Genomic DNA, 329 nt, shown 5'->3' with positions numbered 1-329 from the left:
GACCAGCTCGCTATGGTCATCAGGCTTGACGGGTTGCTGCGTCGCAGGGTTCTGCGCCACAGCCAATCGGGAAGAAGCGTAAAGAGGGTGCTGCTGAATTGGGGTTGTGTTGTTTCAGGCACAACACACATAGTGTGGGTTCTACGTAAATGCTGAAGCATTAACGTAGACCGACACGTGATCTCAACCTGTGCGTCCTTCACTCCCCAGCGGGAGGGAGGCACACCTGTTATAGGATCAAGCCTTACGGGCAATTAGTATCAGTTAGCTTAACGCATTACTGCGCTTCCACACCTGACCTATCAACGTCCTGGTCTCGAACGACCCTT

Annotated in this window: 1 rRNA gene; it reads right to left on the bottom strand. The window is 52.9% G+C overall.

The annotated features are described in order from the left end of the window. Positions 1-233: 233 nt before the first annotated feature. Positions 234-329, bottom strand: a 23S ribosomal RNA gene (locus AB4Y44_RS42555); the annotation flags it as partial.

This window comes from Paraburkholderia sp. BR10937 (assembly GCF_040965695.1).
Taxonomy (GTDB): domain Bacteria; phylum Pseudomonadota; class Gammaproteobacteria; order Burkholderiales; family Burkholderiaceae; genus Paraburkholderia.
This window is presented reverse-complemented; position numbering and strand designations above follow the sequence as displayed.